This is a genomic window from Devosia sp., from assembly GCF_030689745.1.
In the GTDB taxonomy this organism is placed as follows: Bacteria; Pseudomonadota; Alphaproteobacteria; order Rhizobiales; family Devosiaceae; genus Devosia; species Devosia alba.
On the sequence record NZ_JAUYGL010000048.1, the window covers coordinates 1 to 19,701 of the forward strand.

The 19,701-nt window shown below is 62.8% G+C and carries 16 protein-coding genes and 1 pseudogene; 4 read left to right on the forward strand and 13 right to left on the reverse strand.

All coding sequences use genetic code 11. The annotated features are described in order from the left end of the window. Both Q8O80_RS04160 and Q8O80_RS04165 read left to right on the forward strand, forming a co-directional pair. Window positions 1-340, forward strand: a 340-nt coding sequence (locus tag Q8O80_RS04160; protein ID WP_305577245.1) for a YkvA family protein, incomplete at its 5' end; no start/stop codon positions are given. Window positions 341-443: 103 nt separating this feature from the next. Further along, window positions 444-929 (forward strand): DUF421 domain-containing protein, encoded by a 486-nt coding sequence (locus tag Q8O80_RS04165; RefSeq protein ID WP_305577247.1) that lies wholly within the window; start codon window positions 444-446, stop codon window positions 927-929. A 39-nt stretch (window positions 930-968) separates the two neighbouring features. Here Q8O80_RS04165 and pyc read toward each other — a convergent pair whose 3' ends face one another. The 4 genes from pyc to Q8O80_RS04185 form a co-directional block, all read right to left on the reverse strand. Beyond that, complete coding sequence (gene pyc, locus Q8O80_RS04170; protein WP_305577249.1) at window positions 969-4,409, reverse strand: pyruvate carboxylase; 3,441 nt, start codon at window positions 4,407-4,409, stop codon at window positions 969-971. Window positions 4,410-4,510: 101 nt separating this feature from the next. Beyond that, window positions 4,511-4,927 (reverse strand): TIGR01244 family sulfur transferase, encoded by a 417-nt coding sequence (locus Q8O80_RS04175; RefSeq protein ID WP_305577251.1) that lies wholly within the window; start codon window positions 4,925-4,927, stop codon window positions 4,511-4,513. A 127-nt stretch (window positions 4,928-5,054) separates the two neighbouring features. Beyond that, the gene (locus tag Q8O80_RS04180) at window positions 5,055-6,560 is read right to left on the reverse strand and encodes a bifunctional diguanylate cyclase/phosphodiesterase (protein ID WP_305577253.1); all 1,506 of its coding nucleotides are present in this window, start codon (window positions 6,558-6,560) and stop codon (window positions 5,055-5,057) included. Between the two features lie 202 nt (window positions 6,561-6,762). Next, complete coding sequence (locus tag Q8O80_RS04185; RefSeq protein WP_305577255.1) at window positions 6,763-7,809, reverse strand: glycine betaine ABC transporter substrate-binding protein; 1,047 nt, start codon at window positions 7,807-7,809, stop codon at window positions 6,763-6,765. A 224-nt stretch (window positions 7,810-8,033) separates the two neighbouring features. Here Q8O80_RS04185 and Q8O80_RS04190 point away from each other — a divergent pair, with 224 nt between their 5' ends. Together Q8O80_RS04190 and Q8O80_RS04195 are read left to right on the forward strand one after the other, a co-directional pair. Beyond that, window positions 8,034-9,242: an ABC transporter substrate-binding protein gene (locus tag Q8O80_RS04190; protein ID WP_305577257.1), complete on the forward strand. Its 1,209-nt coding sequence runs from the start codon at window positions 8,034-8,036 to the stop codon at window positions 9,240-9,242. A gap of 138 nt (window positions 9,243-9,380) precedes the next feature. Continuing rightward, window positions 9,381-9,971, forward strand: a complete 591-nt coding sequence (locus Q8O80_RS04195) for a bifunctional 2-polyprenyl-6-hydroxyphenol methylase/3-demethylubiquinol 3-O-methyltransferase UbiG (RefSeq protein WP_305577259.1) — start codon at window positions 9,381-9,383, stop codon at window positions 9,969-9,971. A 60-nt stretch (window positions 9,972-10,031) separates the two neighbouring features. On the opposite strand, the gene Q8O80_RS04200 is transcribed toward Q8O80_RS04195, so the two are convergent. The 9 genes and pseudogenes from Q8O80_RS04200 to Q8O80_RS04240 form a co-directional block, all read right to left on the reverse strand. After that, on the reverse strand, window positions 10,032-11,354 hold the full coding sequence (locus Q8O80_RS04200; protein WP_305577261.1) for a branched-chain amino acid ABC transporter permease: 1,323 nt from the start codon (window positions 11,352-11,354) through the stop codon (window positions 10,032-10,034). Continuing rightward, window positions 11,351-12,355, reverse strand: a complete 1,005-nt coding sequence (locus Q8O80_RS04205; protein ID WP_305577263.1) for a branched-chain amino acid ABC transporter permease — start codon at window positions 12,353-12,355, stop codon at window positions 11,351-11,353. The genes Q8O80_RS04200 and Q8O80_RS04205 overlap by 4 nt, the downstream gene beginning before the upstream one ends. Before the next feature lie 5 nt (window positions 12,356-12,360). Next, a complete protein-coding gene (locus Q8O80_RS04210; protein ID WP_305577265.1) occupies window positions 12,361-13,065 on the reverse strand; it encodes an ABC transporter ATP-binding protein in 705 nt (234 codons plus the stop codon). Next, window positions 13,065-13,847 carry an ABC transporter ATP-binding protein gene (locus Q8O80_RS04215; RefSeq protein ID WP_305577266.1) on the reverse strand — a complete coding sequence of 261 codons (783 nt, stop codon included), beginning with the start codon at window positions 13,845-13,847 and terminating at the stop codon, window positions 13,065-13,067. The genes Q8O80_RS04210 and Q8O80_RS04215 overlap by 1 nt, the downstream gene beginning before the upstream one ends. A gap of 121 nt (window positions 13,848-13,968) precedes the next feature. Beyond that, window positions 13,969-14,331: a methylglyoxal synthase gene (locus Q8O80_RS04220; RefSeq protein WP_305577267.1), complete on the reverse strand. Its 363-nt coding sequence runs from the start codon at window positions 14,329-14,331 to the stop codon at window positions 13,969-13,971. A 36-nt stretch (window positions 14,332-14,367) separates the two neighbouring features. Beyond that, entirely contained in the window at window positions 14,368-14,817 is a 450-nt protein-coding gene (locus Q8O80_RS04225; RefSeq protein ID WP_305577268.1) for a DUF1801 domain-containing protein, read from the reverse strand. A 23-nt stretch (window positions 14,818-14,840) separates the two neighbouring features. After that, the gene (locus Q8O80_RS04230; protein WP_305577269.1) at window positions 14,841-16,436 is read right to left on the reverse strand and encodes a globin-coupled sensor protein; all 1,596 of its coding nucleotides are present in this window, start codon (window positions 16,434-16,436) and stop codon (window positions 14,841-14,843) included. A 169-nt stretch (window positions 16,437-16,605) separates the two neighbouring features. Then, window positions 16,606-18,999, reverse strand: a complete 2,394-nt coding sequence (locus Q8O80_RS04235) for a methyl-accepting chemotaxis protein (RefSeq protein ID WP_305577271.1) — start codon at window positions 18,997-18,999, stop codon at window positions 16,606-16,608. A gap of 204 nt (window positions 19,000-19,203) precedes the next feature. Then, a pseudogene (locus Q8O80_RS04240) lies at window positions 19,204-19,701 on the reverse strand (methyl-accepting chemotaxis protein); the annotation flags it as partial.

Here is a 19,701-nt window from a genome sequence, read left to right on the forward strand (position 1 = left end):
TGCCCATTTATACTGCATGATCAAAACGCTCCTCCCCCGTATCGTTCTGTTCCGCAAGGAAGTCGTCCTGCTCTGGCAAGCCTTCTTTGCCCCGGCAACGCCATTCTATCTCAAGGCGGCGACGCTGTTCACCGCCTTCTACCTGCTCAATCCGTTTGACATCATCCCCGATGTCATCCCGGTGCTGGGCTGGGTCGACGACCTCATTCTGGTCCCCTTGCTGGTCAGCTGGATCGTCAGTCGCCTGCCGATCAAGGCGCGCGCCGACCATCGCGACCGCAATGATCGCCAGGGTCGCCACGACGGTCCCGTGATCGAGGGCACCGCCCGCCGGCACTAGCCAACAAGCCCTATGCCCGACTGAACCATTCTGACGCTCTGACGTTGCAGAAAAGGACACCGCACCCGCGCGGTGTCCTTTTTGCTTTGCAGGGGAGAGCGCCATGGACTGGTCAGCAATGTTCTTTCAGGACGCACAGGGCATAGTGCGGACACTGATCGTCGGCACCCTGGCCTATATCGTGCTGGTGCTGTTTCTGCGCATTTCGGGCAAGCGCACACTGGCCAAGCTGAACGCCTTCGATCTGGTGGTAACCGTCGCCTTGGGCTCAACCCTCTCGGCCATCCTACTGCAGGAATCCATCGCCCTGGCGGAAGGCGCCACGGCACTGGCGCTGCTGATTTGCGCGCAATATCTGGTGACCTATGTCTCGGTCCGCTCCAGCCGCTTCGCCGAAATCGTCCGCAGCGAGCCAAGCCTGCTGGCCAAGGATGGGAAATTCTGTGCCGCCGCCCTGACCCGCGAACGCGTTACCCGTGACGAAGCCCTCAGTGTGGTGCGAGCCCAGGGCGGCCGCGACATTGCCGATGTGCAACTGCTCGTGCTCGAAAGCGACGGCAGTATCAGCGTCCGCCTCAACCCCGATTGAGCAGCAAAAGGCCCGGATCGCTCCGGGCCCAATTGTCCGCTATTCCAGACGGATCAGCAGATCCTTGGCGTCGATCTGATCGCCCGGCTTGACCAGCACTTCGGCAATCACCCCGTCGATTTCGGCATGGATGGCGGTTTCCATCTTCATCGCCTCGATCGAGCAGAGCACGTCGCCTGCGGTGACCTGCTGGCCCTCCTTGGCATTGAGCCCCGAGATGACGCCCGGCATCGGCGCGCCGATCTGTTTGGCATCCCCCAGCGCGACCTTGGCCCGTACCTTGACCTCGCCCGCTTTCAGGCGATCGGGCACGGTAATTGTGCGCGGTTGACCATTGAGGTCAAAAAACACCCGCACTTCGCCCTTGTCATTGGTTTCGGCGCGGCTGAGATATTGCAGCACCAGCGTCTTGCCTTTCTCGAGGTCAACCAGCAATTCCTCGCCTTCACTCAGGCCATAGAAATACACCGGTGTCGGCAGCACCTCCGTGGGGCCATAGCGATCCTGGGTCTTTTCAAAATCAGAGAAGACCTTTGGGTACATCAGATAGGAGGCGAGGCGGAAATCATCGATCGGATGGCCGACTTCATCGGCGATCTTGCTGCGCTCGGCTTCAAGATCAACATCCTTGAGATAGGAGCCCGGACGCTCGGTAAGCGCCTTCTTGCCCTTGAGCACCTTTTTCTGCAGCGCCTGGGGGAAGCCGCCCGGCGGCTGGCCCAGATCGCCGGCAAAAAAGCCCACGACCGAGTCAGGAAAGGCGATGTCGCGCTTGGGATCTTCCACATCGGCGCGGGTCAGACCCGCCGAAACCATGGCCAGTGCCATGTCGCCCACCACCTTGGAGCTTGGCGTCACCTTGACGATATCGCCGAACATCTGGTTGACGTCGGCATAGGTCTGGGCGACCTCGTGCCAGCGGGTTTCCAGACCCAGCGAGCGTGCCTGTTCCTTGAGATTGGTGAACTGGCCGCCCGGCATTTCATGCAGATAGACTTCCGAGGCACCGCCCTTGAGATCGCTCTCGAAGGCCCGGTACTGCGTGCGCACCGCTTCCCAGTAAAACGAGATCTGCCGGATGGCCCTGGCATCAAGCCCGGGATCGCGGTCGCCATCACGCAGCGCCGCGGCAATCGAGCCCAGTGTTGGCTGGCTGGTCGTGCCGCTCAGCGCATCCATCGCTGCGTCAACCGCATCCACCCCGGCATCCACCGCCGCCAGCACCGTGGCGGCGGCCGCCCCAGAGGTGTCGTGGGTATGCAGGTGGATCGGCAGACCGATCTCCTGCTTCAGCGTCGCGACAAGCTTTTTGGCCGCCGCAGGCTTGAGCAGGCCCGCCATGTCCTTGAGGCCCAGCACATGGGCGCCGGCCGCCTCGAGCTCCTTGGCCAGACCAACATAGTATTTCAGGTCATATTTGGCCCGGTCGGGGTCCAGCATGTCGCCGGTATAGCAGATCACCCCTTCGGCCACCTTGCCGGCCTCGATCACGGCGTCGAGCGAGACGCGCATGTTCTCCACCCAGTTCAGGCAATCGAACACCCGGAAAATGTCGACCCCGCCTTTGGCGGCCTGCGCCACGAAGAACTTGACCACATTGTCGGGATAATTGGTGTAGCCCACGCCATTGCTGCCGCGCAGCAGCATCTGCGTCAAAACATTTGGAGCGCCTTCGCGCACCTTGGCCAGCCGCTCCCACGGGTCCTCATTGAGGAAGCGCATCGAGACGTCAAACGTCGCCCCGCCCCAGCACTCAAGGCTGAACAAATTGGGCAGCCCCCGGCTATAGGCCTGGGCGATGCGGGTAATGTCGAAGCTGCGCATACGGGTGGCCAACAGGCTCTGATGCGCGTCACGCATGGTGGTGTCGGTAAACAGCACCCGCTTCTGCTGCTTCATCCATTCCGCCAGCGCCGTCGGACCGTCCCGATCCAGCACCTGGCGGCTGCCATCGATCTCGGTCAGTACGCCGAATTCGGGCACCACGGGCTCCGCCGCATCTGCAGGTGGCCGGGGCCGGTCGCGCACTTCGGGGTGGCCGTTGACAGTGACGTCGGCGATGTAGCTCAACAGCTTGGTGGCGCGATCCCGGCGCGGCTTGAAATTGAACAATTCCGGCGTCGTGTCGATGAAGCGCGTCGTATAGCGGTTTTCGACAAAATCGGGATGGGTGATGATGTTCTCGAGGAACGCCAGATTGGTCGAGACGCCGCGAATGCGGAACTCGCGCAGCGCCCGGTGCATGCGGGCAATCGCCTCGTCGGCCGTGGGCGCCCAGCAGGTGACCTTTTCCAGCAGCGGATCATAGAACCGTGTGATCACCGCGCCGGCATAGGCTGTGCCGCCATCAAGCCGCACACCAAACCCTGTGGCGCCGCGATAGGCAGTGATGCGGCCATAGTCGGGGATGAAATTCTGTTCGGGATCTTCAGTGGTCACCCGGCACTGAATGGCATTGCCGTTGAGCCGGATATTGTCCTGGCTTGGCACCCCCGATTCCGGCGTGCCGATCACCGCGCCATCCAGCATGTGGATCTGCGCCTTGACGATATCGATGCCGGTGACCTCTTCGGTCACCGTATGCTCGACCTGAATGCGCGGGTTCACTTCGATGAAGTAGAATTTGTCGGTATCGGCATCCATCAGGAATTCGACGGTGCCGGCGCCACGATAGTGCGCCGCCTTGCCCAGGCGCACTGCGGCGTCAGTCAGTTCCTGCCGCACTGCCGTGCTCAGATAGGGCGCCGGTGCGCGCTCGACCACCTTCTGGTTGCGCCGCTGCACCGAGCAGTCGCGCTCATACAGATGCACCAGATTGCCATGCGTATCGCCAATCAGCTGCACCTCGACATGGCGGGCCCGCTCGACCAGCTTTTCGAGATACATCTCGTCCTTGCCGAACGCCGCCTTGGCTTCGCGCTTGCCCTCCGACACTTCGGCCAGCAGCGTTGATTCGTCCATGATGCGGCGCATGCCGCGCCCGCCGCCGCCCCAGCTGGCCTTGAGCATCAGCGGATAGCCGATCTCTTCTGCCATCTGCTTGATCGCTGCCGGATCGTCCGGCAGTGGCGCCGTGGCCGGCACCACCGGCACATTGGAGGCAATCGCCATATTGCGGGCGGCAACCTTGTTGCCCAGGTCGCGCATGGTCTGGGCGCGCGGGCCGATGAAGATGATGCCGGCGTCCTCGCAGGCGTCGACAAATTCCGGGCTTTCCGAGAGCAGGCCATAGCCGGGATGGATCGCGTCGGCGCCCGAAATGCGGGCCAGCCGGATATATTCATCAATCTGCAGATAGGCTTCCACCGGGCCCAGGCCCTTGCCGATCACATAGGCCTCATCGGCCTTGAACCGGTGCAGGGCCAGCTTGTCTTCTTCAGCATAGGCCGCCACCGTCTTGAGCCCGAGCTCATTGGCGGCCCGGAACACGCGAATGGCGATTTCGCTGCGATTGGCGACGAGAATTTTCTTGATGGGCATCTGTGTCCGTCCGAGCAGGAGGGGTGAAGGGCCGTAACGGCCGGGCTCAGCTATGGTGTGACCGGCCGTGACGGTTGCCCGTCGGACCGTCAGAAAACTGTCTAGTTGCGGCCCAGATGGCCGGCAAGATGGCTCATGTCGTAGCCCGCCTCGGCCGCCTGGGCGATGATCTGACTGGCATCGACTTGTCCTGCCTGGCTCAGCGCCCACAGCGTGGTCGAGCGCGTCCCGGACCGGCAGTAGCAGAAGACCGGCCCCGTGCTCCCCTCGAGCACAGCTTTGGTCTGGGCGACCATCTCCGGGGAAACCCCTTCTCGGCCCAGTGGAATGGCGTGATAGACCAGGCCCGCCGCGACTGCGGCAGCCTCGATCTCTGCACCGGTGGGCTGATCTGGTGATTCCCCGTCTGGGCGATTATTGACGATGGCGACGAAACCTGCGGCTTTGAGCGCTGCGACGTCTTCGGGCCGGATTTGTCCCGAAACGCTGACGTGATCGTTGATCCGCTTCAAGTCCAAGTCACTACTCCCATTCGCGCAAAAGGCTTGCCTGGGTCCTTATATCCGTGCGCCGGCACGCGACGCAACCGCGGCATCACAATCGCTGTCATCAAGGCGTCACGAGGCCTCCCGCCGGAGGGGTTGCTCAGGCCGCCGTGGCTACCCGTTTTTCGGCCAGCGGGAGAGGCCGGCCGAGCAGGAAGCCCTGGTAGCGCGTGCAGCCGGCCTGTCGCAGCAGGCGGAACTGTTCCTCGGTCTCGACCCCCTCGGCCACCACCTCGACTGGCAGCGAGCGGGCGATATCGCAGATCGCCGCAACGATAATGGCGTCAATCCGGCTGGTGCCCAGGCTGGATACATAGGTGCGGTCGATCTTGATGATGTCGAAGGCAAAGCCACGCAGATATTGCAGGCTGGCATGGCCGGCGCCGAAATCATCGATGGCGATGCGCACGCCCAGTGCCCGCAGCGCATCGACATTGGCCAGTTCGATCCCCTGGGCCTGCAGCGGCACCGTCTCGGTGATCTCCACGATGATGCTGGCTGGATCGGTGCCGGTTTCCGCCAGCAGCGCCGCAAAGCGCGGTGCAAAATCGGCGTGCCGCAACTGGGCCGGCGAGACGTTGACGGCCACCGGTGTGCCCAGCCGCGGCAGATCCTGGCAGGCACGGCGCAATACCCAGTCGCCCACCTTGTCGATCAGGTCGCTCTCTTCGGCGATGGCGATGAACTGGGCCGGCGACATGATGCCCCGCACCTTGTGGCGCCAGCGGATCAGCGCCTCATGCGACCTCACGATGAGATCGCCGTCAAACACCGGCTGATAGTGCAGTTCGAGCTCGTTCAGCATCAGGGCCGCCCGCAGTTCACGCTGCACAAAACGGCGGTGACGCTCATCACCGAGCATGTCGGGGTCGAACGGCACCACGACGTGGCGGCCACTCTTCTTGCCCTTGTACAGCGCCAGATCCGCCTTGGAGATCAGCTCATCCACATCGGTTGCGTCCAGCGGCGCCATGGCAAGCCCGATCGTGGCGGCCAGCCGCACCGGCCGTCCCGCAATGGTGACGGGGCGCTCGAGCCGCCGCAGCAATTCTTCCCCCAATCGCCTGAGCGCCGGACGGTTGTCATGACCAAAAACGGCAATGCCGAACTCGTCACCACCCAGGCGGCCGACCAGCGCACTGGGCAGCATGTCGGCGATTGTAGCGGTCAGATGCTGCAGCGCCGCATCGCCCGCGCCGTGTCCGGCGCTGTCATTGAGCACCTTGAGATTGTCCATATCGAGCTGCAGATAGCCCACTGGCCGTTCCGAGCCGTGATAGACCTCGTTGCGCAGCGTCTCGAGGAAATACGAGCGTGTCGCCACCCCGGTCAGCGCATCACGGTGGATCGAGGCCATGATGTCCTGCGTGGCCTGGTCGGCGGCATCGACCCGCGCACCGACGACGCGGTGGCCCACGCTGAGAACCGCCAGCAGCAGCGCGCTGGCCATCAGCATTGCCACGGGGAGCGTCGCCTCCTTGCCAGGCGCCCAGCCCAGCAGGGCCAGCGCGCTGGCGACAACAGCGGCAATGATCACCGTGGCTGCAGCCAGGGCAATGCTGCGATAACCGTCGACAATTTTGGAAAGCGCAGGGTTGCGGCGCATGGCAAGTGTCCAGTCCCGCCCGAAAATGTCGAGCACTGAACCATAGGGCGTCAGACGTGAATAATCGGTAAATCGCCTGCACTATAATCTTTGTGTATCAATGACTTAACTGCCACAAGCAGGCTGGTCAGACAGGCTAGGCACCTTGTGTGACAGCCACACGACAACGCCCCTGCGGCTGGGCCGGATAGTAACCCATGGGTTAACGTGTGGCCGACCCCACCCAGGCGCGCCAGATTTCCTCACGCTCGGCAACAAACCGGTCGGCAATGCCGGCAACAGTGGCGCCCGGTTCATTGAGCTGGGCCAGCAGCATGTTCATTTCCGCCAAAGGCAGGCTGCTGCGCTGAAAATAGCCGGCAATGGCCGGAATATCGCCAAACACCCATTCGCTGAGCGCCACCACCACCGTTTCAGGGGGGAAAGCGCTGGGCTGTGGTGCGGCACAGACCAGTTGCGCCAGGCACTTGGCCGCCGCGCCATCATAGGGCCCCATATCCAGCGCGAACAAATCGAGCTGACCGAGCACCGCATTGGGTTGCCAGTAATACAGCAGCACCGGCTGGTTGCGACCGGCTGCCTCGGCAATCAGCGTGTCCATTTCAAAGCGGTTGGCGGGCTCAATCAGTTCCACCAGATCGCTCAACCCATGGGCGGCGATCAGATTACGGTTGATCAGCGCGCAGGCCCAGTCTGGCGGGCAGGAAATGAACCGCACCCTGCGACCGCCATTGAGCGTCGGCAAGACCGCCGCCAGGTCCGCAGCCTGGCGTAGCGCCGGTTGGGTCTGCGCCAGGGTACCCGGAATGAACCAGCCTTCAAATGCCGTCTCGACATAGGTGGGCGCCGCAGGACGCAAATTCTGCGCGGCAATTCCCCTGTTCCAGATCTCGGCTATGCGCGTCGCCCACATCTCCGGCGCTACCGCCGGTTGCCCGCTCGAGCCCATCGACGAGCCGGTCGAGACCAGATCGCCCGGCGTCACCCGCACCGCACAGCCATAATGGGCGGCCAGCAAGCGGGCATGGATTTCAGCCAGGACCTGCGCTGCGGGCCAGCTCATGCTGGCAATGCTGATCGTCTGGTTGCCACAGGGTGGCGGCGGCGCCTCCGGCGCTGCCTGCGCCACGCTGGTTTGCCCGATTGCGTCCTGCGCCTGATCGAGCACGGTGAACTGTGCCGAGGCCGGCGCACTCGACAGGGCCATCACCAGCAATGCCACAATCCTGGTCCGGCCCGCAATACGCACCACGCAACTCCCTGTCAGGCCCATTCTATGCAAAAATCGCCGCCGTTAAGCAACAGCGAGGGCGGCGCTTCAGTTCCGAGCAATACCCGGTGACTCGCCCGCCTGATCTGTGCAACAGTCTGCCCAGCGGGGCGCGGGTTGCGCCCCCTTTATCGCGTTGTTTCGCCGGGCAAGACGGCTCGCCCAAGAGCCGCTCCACGGAACGACCTAGCAGAGGGACGTACATGATCAATTTCAAGCAAACCCTGGCCCTGGCCGTTGCCACATCAGCACTCGTCATTGCTGCACCGGCTATCGCCCAGGAAGTCAAGCTCGGCTTCCTTGCCGACGTCACTGGTCCCATCGCCGGCTTCGCACCAGGCATGGTCGATGCGGGCAATCTGGCCATCACCAATATCAACGATCAGGGCGGCATGTTCGACGGCCAGGACCTGGTTTCCGTCATTGCTGACAGCGCCTGCGACGGCGGCGCCGCTGGTCCGGCAGCTGACCGTCTGGTCAACACCGAGCAGGTCGTAGCGATCTTCGGCGCCTATTGCTCGGGCGCCACCATTGCCGGTGCCAATGGCTCGGCCATTCCGGGCAATGTCGTCATGATCTCCCCCGCATCGACTGCTCCAGCTGTCGCCGAACTGGACGATAACGATCTGGTGTTCCGTGATGTGGTTCCCGATTCCATTCAGGGCGTGAAGGCGGCTGAACTGCTGCTGGCCCAGGGCATCACCGAAGTTGGCGTGACCTTTGTCAATAACGACTACGGTTCGGGTCTGGCTGGCGCCTTCTCCGATGCTTTCGCTGCCGGTGGCGGCACCGTTGCCGTCAGCGTTGCGCACGAAGACGGCAAGGCCGACTACCGTCCGGAAATCGGCCAGGTTGAGGCCTCCGGCGCCACCACGCTGGTGATCTATGGCTACGAAAACGCCGGTGGCGGCGCCATTCTGAACCAGGCCATCGAGGCCGGCTCGTTCAGCCAGTTCGTCGGTGGCGACGGCATGGCGGGTGACGCTTTGGTCGCGGCCCGTGACTCGGCTTCGCTCGAAGGCATGATCCTGACCCAGGCCGCGGCGGCTGCCGGTCCGTCCTTTGACGCCCTGAACGCGCTCACCAGCGCTGCCGGCCAGGACGCCAATGGCACCTATGTAACCAACTCCTACGACGCCGTCTTCCTGCTGGCTCTGGCCATCGAGAAGTCCGGCTCGGCCGATCGTGAAGGCGTCTCTGCTGCCCTGCGTGAAGTTGCCAACGCCCCCGGCGAAACCATCCTGCCCGGCGAATGGAGCAAGGCCAAGGAACTGATCGCTGCCGGTACCGACATCAACTATGAAGGCGCTTCGGGCACCATCGAGTTTGATGATGTCGGCGACGTCGCCGGCGCCATCAACTACTTCGTCATCGAAGGCGGTGCCGTGGTGAACAAGGGCCTGATCGAGTAGGCTTTCGGACCTGATCTATCCGAAGGCCCGGGAGCGATCCCGGGCCTTCTACATTTGGGGGCCGGAACGTCACTATGATGTTTCGGCCTCAGTTGTCCGCTGACGGTTAGCACCGTGGCTTTTGTTGAGGACCCGCTCGTGGCCGATGACAAGACACTCGCCTTTTACGCTGCCCATGCTGCCGACTATGTGCATCACGGCACCGACCAGCCCAATCTGCGGCTACAGGGCTTTCTCGATAAACTGCCCCAAGCGGCCCGCATTCTCGAACTGGGCTCGGGGAGTGGACGTGACGCTGCCGCCATGTTGGCCCGGGGGTTTGATGTGCAGGCCACTGATGCCTCGCCCGAACTGGCCGCCGAAGCCGAGAAACGACTTGGCCGCCCGGTTGCCATCCTGCGGTTCGACCAGCTCGACGTCCAGGCTGACTATGATGCCGTTTGGGCCAATGCCAGCCTGTTGCATGCGCCTGCCGCCGAACTGAGCGCCGACCTGCGCCGCATTCATGCGGCGCTGCGGCCGGGCGGATTGTTCACGGCCAGCTTCAAGGCCGGCACGGGCGAAGGCCGTGACAGCCTTGGACGCTATTACAACTACCCTGCGCCCAAAACTCTTCTGGCGCACTATGCCGCCGCCGCGGCCTGGAGCAGCGTCGAGCTCGAAACCGTCAACGGCAGCGGCTATGATCGCCTACCCACCCAGTGGCTCTGGGTCACGGCGCGCCGATGAGCAACGCCCCGCCATGCTGGAGCAGGGCGGGGCGTCGGATATTATTCGGCAGACCAGACCTCAGCGGTCGTGGCGGATCACTTCGGGGATCAGCCCCTTGGGGGCGAAGCGCAGCGCCACGGTAATCACCACACCCAGCACGAACACCCGCATCTGCAGCGCCCGGGAGTCGATTTCCGGGATCGCGCCCCAGCCGAGATTCTGCGTCACTTGCGACAGATTGAGAAAGATCAGCTGCGCCACCGGGTCAGACAAAATCCACACCACATAGATCAGCAGCGAGCCGAGCAGCACGCCCCAGCTATTGCCAGCGCCGCCCACGATCACCATGACCCAAATCATGAAGGTGTGATTGATCGGCTGGTAGCCTGATGGGTCAAAAATCTGGCTGAACGTCACCAGCATGGCGCCGCCAACCCCCATCAGCACCGAACCCAGCACAAACAGTTCCAGCTGCCGGCCTTTGACATCCTTGCCCATCGAACTGGCTGCAATATGGTTGTCGCGGATCGCCCGCATCATGCGGCCCCACGGTCCGCCATAGGCGCGCTGGATGAAGTAGAACACGATGACCAGCAACCCGACCGCCAGGACCAGAAAGCCCAGACGGGCCTGCACGAAACTCTCGGCGATACCCACGCCCTGGGCCTGCAAGGCCTGCGGTAGCGGGGTTGGCCAGGGCATGGGTGACACCGACATTGTGCCGCGCGTCAGCCAGTCCATATTCTTGATCAGCGCCCGCAGGATCTCTGAGATGCCGATGGTCGCAATGGCCAGATAATCGGTGCGCAGGCCCAGGCTGATCTTGCCCACAAAAAAGGCAATGACCGCCGCCAGCAGGCCGCCGAACATCCAGCCCAGCACCGGATTGAGCCCCAGTCCGCCGATAAATCCGGCAGTGGATTCAATATAGGCCGCCGCCGGATCGATCTGGCTGCGATAGATCACATAGGCGGCAAACCACGCCAGCACGACCAACAGGCCATAGCCGAAGCCACGCAGGCCCAGCCGCCTGGTCTGGCGCGCCGCATAGACCACGCCCAGCCCGATCAGAAAGGCCAGCAAGGCACGCCCCAGCAACATCGGCCCCTCAGAGTCCCAGAAGGCTGGATTGACCGGATAGGAAATAAAGGTAACGGCGGCGCCGCCCACCATCATGAAGCCCATAATGGCGAAATTGAACAGGCCGCCATAACCCCACTGGATGTTGAGCCCCAGGGCGATCAGCGCAAAGCCGGTCGCCTGCACCAGAATGAGCAGCATGCTGGCGGTACCCTGCGACACGCCTGCTACCACCACCAGAACGAACAGGGCGATGAACAGGGCGATGCCGCGATAGAGGGGGCGATCCAGCAGCCGGACCTTGGCCTCTGCCGTGCTCATGTGGAGGCTCCCTTGAAGATGCCGGTGGGTCGCACCAGCAGGGTCACAACCAGAATGACAAAGGCCACCGTCAGCTTGTACTCGGTTGGCACCAGCGACAGATTGGACGGCAACGCCATGCCCTCGGGCAGCAAGCCATTGAGCGGACGCAGCACCGCTGTCCAGTTGAACACGGCGAGGGTTTCGGCAAAGGCGATCAGAAAACCGCCGACAATGGCGCCATAGGCGTGCCCGAGACCGCCCACAATGGCGGCCGCGAAAATCGGCAGCACGATGTTGAAGGCCAGGTCGGGCATCAGCGCCACGTCGAGCGCCAGCATCACCCCGGCCACGCAGGCCAGACTGCCCGCAATGATCCAGGTCACCCGCACCACCAGCGCCGTGTTGATGCCCGAGACCTGCGCCAGATCGGCATTGTCGGCCATGGCGCGCATCGCCTTGCCCAGCCGCGAGCGGGTCAGGAACAGGTGCAGCGCGATCACCAACGCGGCGGTGACCACGAACATCAGCACCTGCGGTTCGGTAATCGAAATGGGTCTGGTGCCGCCGAAGGCCGACATGTCGATGCGGAAGATGTCCTTGGATTCCGTCGCATAAAAACTGCGGGTGCCCGAACCAAAGATCAGCCGCAGCAGGCCCTGGATCATCAGCGTCACGCCGATCGAGGCGATCAGCATGGTCACCGGTTTGGCCCCCCGCTCACGCAGCGGCGCATAAAAACCCTTGTCGATCCCCAGTGCCAGAAATGCCGCGATCACCATGGCGACCGGCAGCACGACAAAACCCATGGGCAGCGGCGTGACAATGCCCATGGCAGTCAATAGCCCCGCCAGCACAAAGGCGATGAAGCCGCCCATTGTCATCATGTCGCCATGCGCAAAATGGGCAAAGCGCAGAATGCCGAAAATCAGCGTCACGCCGATGGCGCCCAAGGCGTAGATCGACCCCAGCACCGTGCCGGAAATCAACACCCGGTTGATAAAGAAAATCAGCTCGTCCATGTCCTTCAGCCCCCCAGAAAGCTTTTGGCGACTTCGGGATCGGCAATGAGTTCTGCGCCCGTGCCGGTAAATCGGTTCTGACCACCCGCCAACACAAAGCCCTTGGAGGCAAAGGCCAGCGCCTGGCGCGCATTCTGTTCGACCATCAGAATGGCCACGCCCTCGGCGTTGACCCGCACAATGGTCTCAAAGATCTCGATGACATAGCGCGGCGACAGCCCCGCTGACGGCTCATCGAGCATCAGCAGCCGCGGCTTGCTCATCAGCGCCCGGCCCATCGCCACCATCTGGCGCTGCCCGCCCGAGAGTTCACCGGTCGGCTGGCGCCGTTTTTCGGCCAACACCGGGAACATCTGGTACACCCATTCCATGGTATCGGCGAAGCTGTCGCGTCGGGTGAACGCCCCCATTTCGAGGTTCTCTTCCACGCTCATCGAGGTGAAGACGTTCTTCTCCTGCGGCACAAAGCTCAGCCCCTTGGGCACCAGCCGGTCAGGCAGTGAATTGGCGATCTCTTCGCCGTCAAACTCGATCGTGCCGCCAGTCACCTTGAGCAGGCCAAAAATCGCCTTCAGCGTCGTTGACTTGCCCGCCCCATTGGGACCGACGACCACCCCGATATCGGACTGGTCGATAGCCATGTTCACGCCGTTGAGGATCGGCGCGCCGCCGTAACCGGCAACGACGTGCTTGAGTTCAATCAATGCCATTACGCGGTCTCCACCGGGGTGCCGAAATAGGCCTCGACAATCGCCGGATTGGCGCGAATCTCGCTCATCGGCCCCTGGGCAATCGTTTCGCCCTGCGCCATGACGATCACCGGGTCGCACAGCCGCCCGATCAGATCCATATCATGCTCGATGACGAAGAAAGTGTAGCCCAGCTCGGTATTCATGCGTTCGATATTGGCCGCCAGATCGTTGAGCAGCGTGCGGTTGACGCCGGCTGCCACTTCATCGAGCAACACCACCTTGGCGTCCACCATCATGGTGCGCCCCAGCTCAAGCAGCTTTTTCTGGCCACCCGACAGATTGCCCGCCAATTCGTTGCGCACATGGCCCAGCTTGAGGAAATCGATGACATCAAGCGCCTTCTTGCGCACCTCGGTCTCGCGCGATTTGCTGAGGCCTGGACGGAACCAGGCATTGCCCAGATACTCGCCGGGCTGATTGCCCGGCACCACCATCAGGTTTTCCAGCGCCGTCATGTTGGAGAACTCATGCGCGATCTGGAACGTGCGCAACATGCCGGCGCGGAACAGTTCGTGCGGGGCAAGGCCTGTGACATCCTGGCCGTCAAACATCACCACGCCCGCATCGGGCACGATATTGCCGGCCACGATGTTGAACAGCGTCGACTTGCCGGCCCCGTTGGGGCCGATCAGCCCCGTGACCGAACCACGCCGCACCGAGAGCGAGCAATTATTGACAGCGGTGAGGCCGCCAAAGCGTTTCGTAACGTTGCGAACGTCGATAACCAAGTCTGAGGACACCAAATCCGTCCCGTTTCCTGAGGCCAAGGGTACCCGGTTAAATCCAGGCGATTTTGCGGCATCTGCTCATATGGCAGCCAACCGGTCAACCTAAAGCCAGCGCAACCCGGGGGCTTTGCCCTCACAGATACGCCAGCACGGCATTGGCAGTGGCTTCGTTATTGGCACACATGACGTCGTAAAGTGTTGCCAGACGGGTTAACGCCTTCACGTCGACATCATGGGGTTGGGCGGAAAGCGGGTCGATGAAAAAGATCAAAACGTCCAGCCGGCCCTCGGCAATCATCGCGCCCAATTGCTGATCACCACCCAGAGGCCCGCTTTTGAGTAGGGTCACCGGCATGCCAGTGGCCTCGATAATGCGGCTGCCGGTGGTGCCGGTGCCCCATAATTGGTGCGCGCCAAGCTTGGTCTTGTGCCGCAGCGCCCAGTCGCACAGCTCATCCTTCTTGTCGTCATGCGCCACCAGGCCAATGCGTGCCATGCCACCCTCCAGCTTTGGGAAGATGTTCAACCAGCTTCACGCCGATAGGGCAATGGCCTCGCTGAGCAGAATGCCGATCATGTCAACCGGAATGTCGTCATCGGGCGCCAACCGCAGATAGCGCCCCTTTTTGAGCCCGTCGCCTTCCAGCAAGCCGTGGCTATTGTCGAGCAGTCTGCCGTGCTCGAAATACAGGGCGACGCGGTCGCGATGCGGGAACACCGCGCAGACATGCCCCGCCACGCCATGGCGAAAATTCACCGATTGCCAGCCCGGCATCACCTTGCCGCTGAGGCCGGGGTGGGCCCCGACCAGCGTCACCAGCCGCGCTGTCAGCGCCGCTATGTCTGCGGGCAGAGGCGCCACCAAAGCGCCAAAGGCGTCTGGATAAACCGGATCGACAATGGTGGTCAGCATGGCAAGGCCCTCGCGGTTGAGACGACCATGTCGCCTCGGCACGTCGACCTTGCCGCATGGTGCTGACAAACGGTGTCAGCACCGCCCGAAAACTAGAACTCGTTCCAGTCCCGCGAGATGGCCAGATTGCTCGTGCGCTTCAGCGCCGGCACCGGCTGGGCAGTACGGCGCACCGCGGCACCGCTGCCACCACCAAGCTTGAACACATCGACAATGGCATCAAGCTCGCCGGCCCGCGCCTCGGTTTGTTCGATCGCCGCATTGGTCTCTTCCACCAGGGCGGCATTGTGCTGGGTCATCTCATCCATGTGCCGCACCGCGACCGCTACCTCGCCCAGGGCATCCGATTGCTGCTGGTTGGCCCGCGCAATGGTATCGATCAGCGCGGCGCTCTCTTGCGCGCCCGAGAGAATTTCATTGAGTGTTTCGGTGGCCTTGGCCACCAATTGAGTGCCATTGCGCACTTCGCTGGCACTGCTCTCGATCAGCAGTTTGACATCGGCAGAGGCACTGGCGGCGGACTGGGCCAGGCGCCGCACTTCAACGGCTACCACGGCAAAACCCTTGCCCGCATCACCCGCCCGCGCCGCCTCGACCGAGGCGTTCAGCGCCAGCAAATTGGTCTGGAAGGCGATGTCGTCGATCAGCCCGATAATATTGGAAATCTTGCCCGACGAGGTCTCGATGGCACCCATTGCGCCATTGGCGTCCGACATCACTTCGCCGCCCGACTTGGCATTCCTGGATACGGTCTGGGCCTTGTCGCTGGCAGTCCCGGCCAGCCGAGCACTTTCCACCACGGTCGCGGACAGCTGTTGCACCGCCACTGTGGTCTGTTCGATGGTCGCGGCCTGACGCGTCGTGCGGTCAGCCAGGTCATTGGCCCCGGCGAGGATTTCGCCAGTCGCCGTTTTCAGCGACCGCGACGTCTGACGCAATTGCGTGGCAATCGAGGTCAGACGCTCGGCGACCGCATTGGTGTCGTCCTTGATCTGGGCAAATTCTGGCTCGAACTCGTCGGTGATGCGGCTGGTGAGGTCACCCTCTGCCAGATCCTTGAGCACCGCGCCGGTCAACCGCACGGCGCGGGCGGTCTTGGCCTTGGCGGCATCATCGGCAGTGCGCGCATCCCCGGTCAGCTTGTCGAAATAGGCGGTTATCCCGATATCAAGATCAAGCAGCATGGATTTGAGAATCGCCACCAGCGCCTCGGACATGGTGTCGACATCGGCCATCACGGCGCTAGGTTCTGGCGCCACCTTGCGGCCGAATAGCCCGGTCTTGGGCTCCAGAGCCTTGGCCATGCAATCATGCACCACGCCCTTGATCAGGGTCTCCATGATGACGCCATAGCCACCGATATGCCAGCGCGGCTCAAGGCCAATCTGGGCATGGCGCAGCCCGACCTTGGTGCTGGCTTCAAAATAGGCAGTATCAAGCTGGCCGCTGGCAATCGCCTTCCAGTGGCCCAACTGCTTGCCCTGGGCCCGGTTCATCTGGGCCTTGCCGTCGAAGAACTTAGACACCGCCGGCACCTGCGCGATCTTGCCGTAGAACGTGTCCAGCGCCGGGGTCAGGTGGGCATCAATATGGTCTTGAATCCCCGCCAGATTATCCCTTGTTGCCTGGTCCAGCCCGATAAAGGCAAGGCGGGACGACAGCAGGTCGTTGGCGGATTCTTTGGTCAAGGCGCACACTCCAAAAAGGCTTTTCCAGCAGAGATAAGTCCGTTTCAGCGTTCGCGGCTTTGATCCGGATCAAGATATCAAGGCTATGTTAGTCTTGGTGAACCTTCGGTAAACGCCAGGGCTATCCTTAAGTTTAATAACGGAAATCGAGGGTCGGCAGCCGCTTGGGCTAGCGCCCGGCAACCATACGCTCGCGCTGAGCAACCGGCGCCTGCAGGCGGAATACATCAATGATACTGTCCAGTTCCTTGGCCCGTATTTCGGTTTGTTCAATCGCCGCATTGGTTTGTTCGACCAGCCCCGCATTGTGCTGCGTCATGGCGTCCATCTGGCGCACGGCAATGGTGACCTCATCAATCGCCGATGATTGCATGCGGCTGGCCTGGGCAATGCCGTGCAACATCCCGGCACTGGTCTTGATGGCATCCTGCACCGCCACCAGGCGTTGGGCCGCATCCTCGACCAGACGCGAACCACCCGCCACCTCGCTGGCACTCTGCTCGATCAGCAGTTTGACATCGGCCGAGGCGCTGGCCGCCGACTGCGCCAGGCGCCGCACTTCCACCGCCACCACGGCGAAGCCCTTGCCGGCGTCGCCGGCGCGCGCCGCTTCCACCGAAGCATTCAGCGCCAGCAGATTGGTCTGGAAGGCGATATCGTCGATCAGCCCGATGATATTGGAGATTTTACCCGATGATTGGGTAATCCGACCCATGGCTTCGGTTGCCTGTACCATCACCGCGCCGCTTGCTTCCGCGTCGCCCGAGACCAGATGGGCCTGTCGGCTGGCGGCATCGGCCTCATTGGCATTGTCCTGCACCGTGCGGCCCAGTTGTTCGATGGCGGCGGCAGTTTGTTCGATCGTGGCGGCCTGCCGCGTCGTCCGCTCGGACAGATCATTGGTGCCGGCCAGAATGTCGCCGGTCACCGTCCGGAGCGCGCCCGACGTGTCGCGCAACTGCGTAACGATGACACTGAACTGCTCGGCGACCGCGTTGGTGTCGGCCTTGAGCTGGCCGAAGGCGCCCTGGTAATCCCCCTGCATCCGCACGCTGAGATCCGCCCGGGCCAGTGCGGCCAGCACAATACCGGTTTCGCCCAGCCCACGGTCCACCGTTTCCACCAGCGCGTTGACGTTCTCGGCCAGCTGGCGCAGATCCGCGTCAGGCTGATCGAGCGGCAAGCGCTGCGAAAAGTCGCCGGCAAGCGCCGCCGCCACCACGACACCAATATCGTGCTGCAGGCGCTGGATAACCCGGACCTGGCTGGCGCGCTCGTCACTCATATCCAGCTCGGCCGAGCGCAGGTCGCGCATTTTCAGACCATTGCTGCGGAAAACGTCGACCGCTTCGGCCATGTAACCCAGCTCGTCGGCGCGTTCGAGGCCCGGCACCGCCAGATCGAACTGGTCCGCGGCGATCTCGGCCATGGCCGTGGTCAGGCGTGAAACCGGCCGGGTAACAGCGCGGGCAAACAGCACGCTGGCAATCGCCGCCAGCACCAGCATGACCAGACCGATAATCAGCATGGTGTTGCGCAGGTTGGCCGAGGCCGCCGCGATCTCCTGCTGGCTTTCCAGCGCCACCACCGCCCAATCGACGCCGCCAAAGCTGATCGGCTGACTGGCGGCGACATATCTGGTGCCATTGGCCTGTTCGAGCGGGCCCAGTCCGGCGCTGCCGCCCAGCGCCGCCGCGACCGCCTGGCCATCAAGCTTGAGCGTCAGCACGTCATCGTCTGCCGTTGCCGGCGAGTCAGTCCGCGCCAGATTGTCCTGACCGACAATGAACAATTGGCCACTCTCGCCGAGGCCTTTGGTCTGCGCCAGCACCGCACCAATCCGGGTCGCCGACAGCTGATAGGCCAAGACGCCGATCAGGAAGCCCTGATCATGGACCGGCGAGGCGATGAAGCTGGCGGGCGCGCCGGCACTGGGCCCATAGGGCGCGAAATCGGAGAGGAATACCTGACCGGCTTCACCGGCCATGGCGGCACGCACCACCTTGCCCAGATCGGTATCCGACCATGGGCCAGCACCCTCGGCGAAATTCGTGCCGAAATCGGCCTGCTTGGCCACGGAATAAACGTTGTTGAACGCGGTATCGAACAGCAGCACATCATCATAACCGCGCTTGACCAGCAGGTCGCGGGAATCGGCATGCAGCGCGCGGTGGTGCAGATCATAAACCGGCAGCTTGTCGGAGCTGTCGAGCAGCGCGCGTTCGCCAGCCGGATTGGCATTCTGGGTAATATAGGCGTCCTGCAGCAGCGCGGCAGGATCGCCCTGCCCCCTCAGCGACCCCATAGCGCCCGAGAACAGGTCAATATTGGCGGCAATTTCGGCGCGCCCGGCAAACAGCGTCAGATCCCCGGCAACATCCTGCAGATAGGCGCCCAGCGCCGAAGTCGCATTCGATGCAGCAGCAGTCAGACGCTGTTCGGCCTGCTGGGTGACAATGGCGTTGCCCGCAAAATAGGCTGCCAGACCCAGGCTGACACCGCTTGCCAGCGCAATGATCACCACCATGGCCGGCAGCTTGAAGGCGAGTTTGAGTTGAGGCATCGGGGCTTCCGGAAGTTTTGGCAAGACGGCCTGGTACCGTGCTGTGCCCACAGTTCCATGCCACGGTCACCACACCGTCAAATCATACTCAACAATTGGTTAATGAAGCGCTTTGAAGCGGCAGCCCCGACCAACTGCCGGAAACGACAACGCCGACCTCGGAAACCCGCGGTCGGCGTTGCATTAGTGGCAGTATAAGTCGGCCTAGAACTCGTTCCAGTCCGTCGACACTGCGGCATTGCCGTGGCTGAGATATTGCTTGGCAGCCTGGCGTACCGGCGCGGCCGGCTTGGTTGCGGGCTTGGCCGCCAGGGCGGTCAGGGCCATCGCCGCACTATTGGCTTTGCCAGCAGTGGTGAACACGGCCACGATCCCGTCGAGCTCGGAAGCCTGACTTTCGGTCTGCTCGATCGCCGCGTTGATCTCTTCCACCAGCGCCGCATTGTGCTGGGTCATCTCATCCATCTGCCGCACGCCGACATTGACCTCTTCGATTGCCGAGGCCTGTTCCTTGCTGTCGCGGGCAATGGTTTCCATCACCTGGCTGGTTTCGCGACTCCCCACCAGGATCGCCTCCAGCTTGCCGGCGGCATCAGCCACCAGCCTGGTGCCACCTGACACCTCGGTGGCACTCTGCTCTACCAGCACCTTGACGTCAGCCGAGGCCGACGCTGCCGACTGCGCCAGCCGCCGCACTTCCAC